Here is a 6,346-nt window from a genome sequence, read left to right as displayed (position 1 = left end):
GACATGGCTTTTTTTCTCCCCTCGCTCTACGGCACTCACTGCTTTCTGTCTTAAATCATCACTATAGGGTGCTGCCATGAAAGCTTCTCCTCATTTCTTTTTCTCTATTATGTCCTAACTATCCCGCTCTTTGCTATATTTGCTTCTTTTTAATGGAGATTGGAGAAATCATAAACCTCCCTCAAGGCACTAAACACAAGCGAGCTATCATAAAACCATCGCTGATTTGACAATCGCCAACCCCTAAAAATTATGAGCGTAGTTATTCCTAATGACATACTGACCGCATCAGGACTCTCCGAAGACGAGCTAAAACTAGAAATCGCCATCATGCTCTTTAAACAAGACAAAATCAGCATCGGCAAAGCCCGTCATCTCGCAGGCATGAACCTCCTCCAATTTCAACACGAACTTAATCTAAGAGAGATTTGTGTCCATTATGACCTTGAAGAATTAGAAGAAGATATCCAAACCTTACAAAAACTAGGCAGACTATGATCGTCGTGAGTGACACCTCACCCATTACCAACCTAGCCACCGTTAACCAGTTAACCCTTTTGCATCAACTCTATGGAACAATTATCATTCCTCAAGCCGTTTATGAGGAAATGGCGAGTTTAGGTTACGCCGTTCCTGGCACGATTGAAATCATGACCTTATCTTGGATAGAAACACGGCCCGTCACCCAGCAAAACCAAGTTAATCAACTACTCAATAAATTAGACCGGGGAGAATCAGAAGGGATTATTTTAGCGCTAGAATTAGGCGCAGATATATTAATTTTGGATGAAAGAAAAGGACGCAAAGTTGCGCAATCTCTTGGGCTAAATATTACTGGAATATTGGGCGTTTTACTCGAAGCCAAGCAAAAAGAATTGATTATGAATATTAAACCGATTGTTGATCAGCTAATCTTAAAAGCAGAATTCCGAATTAGCGAAACACTCTACAGAAAAGTTTTGACAATTGCGGGAGAATGATTCTATTGCAATATTTCAACCCATTTTACAAAGTGCGATGCCGAAGGCACTGCGTAGCAGCACGCTGATCTTGTAGGGTGCGTTCCCTAATGTGGCTCCCACTGCTCCACCGATCGATTTTTGGGGAACGCACCATGCACATTGATTGCAGCTGTGGGTTTAAATGCGATACCGAAGGCATCGGGTAACACCCCTAGATGGGGTTGGAGGAATTGATTTAGGGTACTATACTGGTTTATAGGGTTTTCGAGATTAGTGCTTTTTCTCATAAAGCCTTACTCCTGATCTGGATAGGGGATCTGCTAAACTAAAATTTAGGAGAGTCAAAAGCTTGCCCCAAGAAGAAAGTCAAAAATCATTTAAGCGTTACAGAGTTTGATTCACGAGCATCTAGAAGGCAGGTAAAATTCTGTGTTTATGACTAAGAACTAGCTGCCCAAAGCAAAGACACTTCATACTGATTAAATGTTGAATCCGCACTCACAAGTGTCATATCTTCTACCTGAGCTTGTGCAATCAGCATTCGGTCAAAAGGATCACGATGATGTAAAGGCAATGCAGCCGCCCGCAAAGCATGAGAAGCATTGATCTCTAACGACCTAGCTCCCAGTCGGGTCATTCGAGTGGAGACATAATCATCTATTTGCTCTGGCAGTGGTAATTTACCGATTGAAACTTTAATTCCCATCTCCCAAACACTGGCAACAGAAAACCACACTTCATTGCTTTCGTTTGCAATTTGTTCAATTACATTCTCACTTAACTTGTCTGGTTGGACAAACCACCACAGCCAGCATTGTGTATCCAGTAAAAGTCTCACTCCGCACCACCCTCAAATGCTCCCAAAATATCTTCTGGTAAAGGAGCATTAAAATCATCTGGTATGGTCAACATCCCTCGATCTTGTCCTAAACTAGACCGTCGATCTAAAGATGTCCGAAATGGAACAAGCTTAGCAATTGGGATACCTCGGTTTGAAATAACGATTACTTCTCCGAGTTCCACACGAGACAATAGCCGAGAAAGGTTTGTTTTAGCCTGATGAATGTTTACTGTTTCCATAGTCTAAAAGAACTAAGTCTATAAACTAAGTTTAATCTAGTCACGGCAATTCTGCAAGGGCAAGTTAATTTAGAGTTGTGGGTAACTGACAAGCAACACGGCATAACAACACGCTGGAGCAGCGGACAATTGAGAGATCTTAGCGGTGATGCAGAGGTTGTCTATCGCCGCTCAGCTAAGCCGTTAGCTCTCTGGAAGTGGCATAGCACATTAATTGAAACTGTGGGTTTAAATGCGATGCCGAAGGCACTGCGTAGCAGATCGCTGATCTTGTAGGTAGGAAACCCAACTCCCTCAAAACCAAGATTAAATGCAGTAGGATAGACGTGGGATAGATTTTCTCTTATTGCCGTGAGCGAAACCGTCTATATTGAAACCAGTATTTTGGGTCATCTAACCGCAAGACCAACAGAAAACCTGATTCTTGCCGCTAACATTAAGATTACACAAGACTGGTGGGATGAGTATAGTAGTTCATTGGTTCTGTACGTTTCGGAAATTGTTGAAGATGAAGCATCGAGAGGAGATTCAACAATTGCTACTCAAAGACAGAACTTGTTACAGTCCTTGATTTTTCTCGATCTAACCGAAGAAGCGATCGCTCTAGCACAAGAATTCTTACAACAAAGCAACCTACCCCCCAAAGCGTCTAATGATGCCTTACACATGGCACTAGCAACCGTTTATGGCTTAGACTATCTACTAATATGGAATTGTAAGCACATGGCAAACGCTCAAATTCAAAGAAAGCTATCCCAAATTAGTCTTGAGCTTGGATACAGGCTGCCATTTGTTTGTACCCCTTACGAGTTCATAGGATTTAAGCTTCGAGGAGAATAACTATGTATAAAGATGAAATTGTCGAAGAAATTCATAAATATAGAGAAGAATACGCAAAATCTTTTAATTATAGCGGTGTGCAGTCGTATGAAGTACAGTGTCACGAGCTATAAACCATGCTAGGCAAGGCTTGGTCTGTATCTCACTCAAGCGCTTACCGCTATATGATCTCAAGGCAATATTTGACGATCTTAGAGAAAAGCAAATTGCCAGTGGACGTAAAGTTATTAAGCTCCCGATCAAGCGACAGTATAACAAATCACTGCACCCGACCGAGAGTGCGATCGTCTTCACGCACTGAAAGTTATTAGCGGCGGGTGAGTTCAAGCGTTGGCTGGACAGTGCGATGCCGAAGGCACTGCGTAGCAGTACGCTGATCTTGTAGCTTGGGTTGACGAAAAGAAATCCAACAACTTCTGGTTTAATCCCCTCCGCCACCTCAACGATAGACACCTCCATTGCTCAGGGTAAAATGAAGGGGCATAGTTGAAAAGAGGCAAATCTATGACAGTTCGACAACCCCGCTACAGCAAAGAAGAGTTTGCCCGACGTGGCGATGAGATTTATGAATCTCAGGTGCGCCCCCAAATTGAGGAAGGTAATCATGGCAGAATTGTGGCGATCGACATCGAAACTGGAGCGTTTGAGCTTGCCGACGATACGATGACTGCGACTCGGCGACTTTATGAACGATTGCCTGATGCTCAGCCTTGGGTTGTTCGGATCGGCTATCGCGCCGTTCATCGTTTCGGCGCACGGAGTTTGAAAGACGCTCTATGATGATGCAGGGTTACGTCAATCAGAATTACGAAGCAATGCTTTCCTTGGTCGTGAGGAACGGCGACAAACTTAAATCCATTACTGCTGTGATCGATACAGGGTTTACAGGGTCTTGAGTCTCCCGATTGCTACTATTAGAGAACTTGAACTGTCTTGGAGTTACCGCGATCGGGCAACCTTGGGCGATGATAGCGAAGTCTTATTTGATATCTATGATGGCATGGTGATTTGGGGTGGGCAGTATCGAGAAATCGAGATTAACGCGGCAGAGACAGAGCCATTAATTGGAATGAGCCTGTTGCGCGGTTATCGGTTGCAAGTCGATACAGTCCAAGGCGGATTGGTTACGATTTCGGAGTTACCGATCGCAGTTTAGAAGCTGATCGTGAGGCACGGTCTAACAGGAACGTTAGTGCGATGCCGAAGGCACTGCGTAGCAGTACGCAATCGCTGTAGGGTGCGTTCCCTAATGTGGCTCCTACTGCTCCACCGCTCGATTTTTGGGGAACGCACCATGCACATTGATTGAAGCGCCGATTCAAATTTGAAGTGCACCACTGGGGGGCTTCCGATGAGGCGGCTCATCAGTAGTAGAGCGGGAGCACCTCGTTAGAATCAATCAAAGTATAATTAAGGCAAAATACTGAGTTGAGGTCAACCCTATGGCAGTTCGTCAACGGCGTTATCCCAAAGATGAGTTAGCCGAGCGAGGGCAAAAACTCTACGAATCTGGCATTCGGCAGCAAGTCGAAGCCGGTAATGAAGGTAAGATTGTAGCGATCGACATTGAAACTGGAGAGTTTGAAGTCGATGAAAACGTTGTGCCTGCAACTAATCGGCTCTTTGAACGTCACCCCGATGCCCAACCTTGGATCATTCGTATCGGACATCGCGCTGTTTATCATTTCGGGGCACGGAGTTTGAAGAAAAATCCATGATGGAAGGTGTTGTAAATTTGCGGCGTGAAGCCACGCTAACGATTGTAGTCGGAAACTCAAATCGGCAACTGCAAGCGGTTGACGCGGTGATTGATACCGGGTTCAATGGATTTTTATCTTTGCCCTCTACAATCATCGCTACATTAAATTTACCTTGGAGTGGTTCTGATTTTGTCACGCTGGGTGATGGCAGTGAAACTTATTTTGATCTGTACACTGGGACTGTGATATGGGATGGGCAGTACCAAGAGATTGATATTGCAGAATCAGAAACAGAGCCTCTACTAGGAATGGCGCTGCTTTACAGATATCGGTTGCAGGTCGATAACATTGAGGGCGGTAAGGTCAAGATTGAAGCCTTATGAGCCAGTGCTAGAAGAGATTCGGTGAGGCGCGGTCTAACAACGCAGCCGTAGGGTGCGTTCCCTAATGTGGCTCCTACTGCTCCACCGATCGATTTTTGGGGAACGCACCATGCACATTGATTGAAGCTGTGATAGCAAATCCTGTGATAATAAAACGAGTAAAGACGAGGAGATAAAATGCTCAAGAAAGCTTACTTAGCCGAACATCCAAGCGATCGCCGATCTTGTATCGTGTATGCTCAGCGAGCACGTCACTGCATCGGGTTGGGGCGATTAGAATAAAAGGGTAAACCTAGCTTGACAAGAGCATTTCATTTTATATGGTTTCATCAGAATTAATCTCGGCATTGAGAGAACTGGGTCGTTCAGATAAGTTTTATATCATGCAGCTCCTGATTTCAGAACTAGCCCAACAGGAGACAGATTTGATTAAACAGGGTCAGGCTTACCCAGTGTGGTCGCCCTATGATGCGGTTGAGGCAGCAGATACGATGTTAAAAGTGCTACAGGCTACCAAAGCTCAAGACCATGGGTAACGCTGAGCGATATCCATTTGTTTCTGGTGACGCGGCATTAGGTGAAGCCAGTTTTCGTCCGCATTTGCCTTTTACTCTGTTTTACAGACAAGCTTCTGTCAGAGCATCCGGTCTATTGGACACTGGAGCAAGTGTAAACGTACTACCATATTCAGTAGGAGTCGAGCTTGGGTACGAATGGGATCGGCAAACAACAGCACTGAGTTTGACAGGAAATTTGGCTCAATATGAGGCGCGTGTCGTACTTGCTCAAGCGGTCGTTGGGCAATTTGATCCCGTGCAACTGGTATTTGCCTGGACACAAGCTACCAACGTGCCGCTTATCTTGGGGCAGGTGAACTTCGTGGTACGTTCATCCTTCAAACAGCTTACGATTTACCTGAAGGCACTGAGGTGGAGCTTTTTGTAAAATCACCTCAAATTATTCCCCCAAAGATTACCGATATTGCGGCTAGGCAGAATTTTTTAAGGCTGCTTGTTGAGCGAATGCAACAAAACCCCATTCCCTCTAATGCTCCCCAGTTTACGAGAGATATGTTGCATGAACGCCGTTGACACAAATGTTTTAATTTACGTCAATGATTCGCGTGATCCTGGTAAGCAGGCAATCGCAGCTTCTCTAGTAGCTAATCTGACAGAGGGAGTTTTAATTTGGCAGGTTGCCTGCGAATATTTAGCGGCAAGCCGCAAACTTGAGCCATTTGGGTATTGTAAAGTTTCAATACAAATATAGTCAGATATAGTCAGACAAGGTAATACATGGACATGAAACTATCGGACTAGGCAAAAAAAAACAGTAATAAGTTATCGAACGGCTTGGAGGTGGTGGAAACAAGGGAATTTAA

The 6,346-nt window shown here is 44.5% G+C and carries 12 protein-coding genes and 2 pseudogenes; 11 read left to right on the top strand and 3 right to left on the bottom strand.

What is annotated here, in order from left to right:
* The first annotated feature begins 252 nt into the window (after window positions 1–252).
* Both IM473_RS19195 and IM473_RS19190 read left to right on the top strand, forming a co-directional pair.
* Window positions 253–498 (top strand): UPF0175 family protein, encoded by a 246-nt coding sequence (locus IM473_RS19195; protein WP_002770883.1) that lies wholly within the window; start codon window positions 253–255, stop codon window positions 496–498.
* On the top strand, window positions 495–980 hold the full coding sequence (locus tag IM473_RS19190) for a PIN domain-containing protein (RefSeq protein ID WP_287659014.1): 486 nt from the start codon (window positions 495–497) through the stop codon (window positions 978–980). The genes IM473_RS19195 and IM473_RS19190 overlap by 4 nt, the downstream gene beginning before the upstream one ends.
* An 86-nt stretch (window positions 981–1,066) precedes the next feature.
* On the opposite strand, the gene IM473_RS19185 is transcribed toward IM473_RS19190, so the two are convergent.
* The 3 genes from IM473_RS19185 to IM473_RS19175 form a co-directional block, all read right to left on the bottom strand.
* Entirely contained in the window at window positions 1,067–1,249 is a 183-nt protein-coding gene (locus IM473_RS19185; RefSeq protein ID WP_287659013.1) for a hypothetical protein, read from the bottom strand.
* Between the two features lie 152 nt (window positions 1,250–1,401).
* Window positions 1,402–1,800 carry a type II toxin-antitoxin system VapC family toxin gene (locus tag IM473_RS19180; protein ID WP_002779922.1) on the bottom strand — a complete coding sequence of 133 codons (399 nt, stop codon included), beginning with the start codon at window positions 1,798–1,800 and terminating at the stop codon, window positions 1,402–1,404.
* Entirely contained in the window at window positions 1,797–2,042 is a 246-nt protein-coding gene (locus IM473_RS19175) for a type II toxin-antitoxin system Phd/YefM family antitoxin (RefSeq protein ID WP_016514827.1), read from the bottom strand. The genes IM473_RS19180 and IM473_RS19175 overlap by 4 nt, the downstream gene beginning before the upstream one ends.
* A 351-nt stretch (window positions 2,043–2,393) precedes the next feature.
* Between IM473_RS19175 and IM473_RS19170 the strand changes: the two genes are divergently transcribed.
* The 9 genes and pseudogenes from IM473_RS19170 to IM473_RS19130 all read left to right on the top strand — a co-directional run bounded on the left by IM473_RS19170 (window position 2,394) and on the right by IM473_RS19130 (window position 6,234).
* Window positions 2,394–2,882, top strand: coding sequence for a type II toxin-antitoxin system VapC family toxin (locus IM473_RS19170; RefSeq protein ID WP_287659012.1), 489 nt, complete (start codon window positions 2,394–2,396; stop codon window positions 2,880–2,882).
* A 2-nt stretch (window positions 2,883–2,884) separates the two neighbouring features.
* A pseudogene (locus tag IM473_RS19165) lies at window positions 2,885–3,183 on the top strand (hypothetical protein).
* A 203-nt stretch (window positions 3,184–3,386) separates the two neighbouring features.
* Entirely contained in the window at window positions 3,387–3,662 is a 276-nt protein-coding gene (locus tag IM473_RS19160) for a hypothetical protein (protein WP_002752933.1), read from the top strand.
* A pseudogene (locus tag IM473_RS19155) lies at window positions 3,659–4,038 on the top strand (clan AA aspartic protease). The gene IM473_RS19160 and the pseudogene IM473_RS19155 overlap by 4 nt, the downstream one beginning before the upstream one ends.
* Before the next feature lie 286 nt (window positions 4,039–4,324).
* Window positions 4,325–4,600, top strand: coding sequence for a hypothetical protein (locus IM473_RS19150; RefSeq protein ID WP_002752924.1), 276 nt, complete (start codon window positions 4,325–4,327; stop codon window positions 4,598–4,600).
* Window positions 4,597–4,965 (top strand): clan AA aspartic protease, encoded by a 369-nt coding sequence (locus IM473_RS19145; RefSeq protein WP_272082527.1) that lies wholly within the window; start codon window positions 4,597–4,599, stop codon window positions 4,963–4,965. Before IM473_RS19150 ends, IM473_RS19145 begins: the two co-directional genes overlap by 4 nt.
* 383 nt (window positions 4,966–5,348) lie before the next feature.
* Window positions 5,349–5,501 carry a hypothetical protein gene (locus IM473_RS19140; protein ID WP_223210630.1) on the top strand — a complete coding sequence of 51 codons (153 nt, stop codon included), beginning with the start codon at window positions 5,349–5,351 and terminating at the stop codon, window positions 5,499–5,501.
* Window positions 5,494–5,910 (top strand): aspartyl protease family protein, encoded by a 417-nt coding sequence (locus IM473_RS19135; RefSeq protein WP_287659010.1) that lies wholly within the window; start codon window positions 5,494–5,496, stop codon window positions 5,908–5,910. The genes IM473_RS19140 and IM473_RS19135 overlap by 8 nt, the downstream gene beginning before the upstream one ends.
* Window positions 5,911–6,042: 132 nt before the next feature.
* Window positions 6,043–6,234, top strand: coding sequence for a PIN domain-containing protein (locus IM473_RS19130; protein WP_287659009.1), 192 nt, complete (start codon window positions 6,043–6,045; stop codon window positions 6,232–6,234).
* The last annotated feature ends 112 nt before the right edge of the window (window positions 6,235–6,346 follow it).

Source organism: Microcystis sp. M015S2 (assembly GCF_020245945.1).
GTDB lineage: Bacteria > Cyanobacteriota > Cyanobacteriia > Cyanobacteriales > Microcystaceae > Microcystis.
This window is presented reverse-complemented; position numbering and strand designations above follow the sequence as displayed.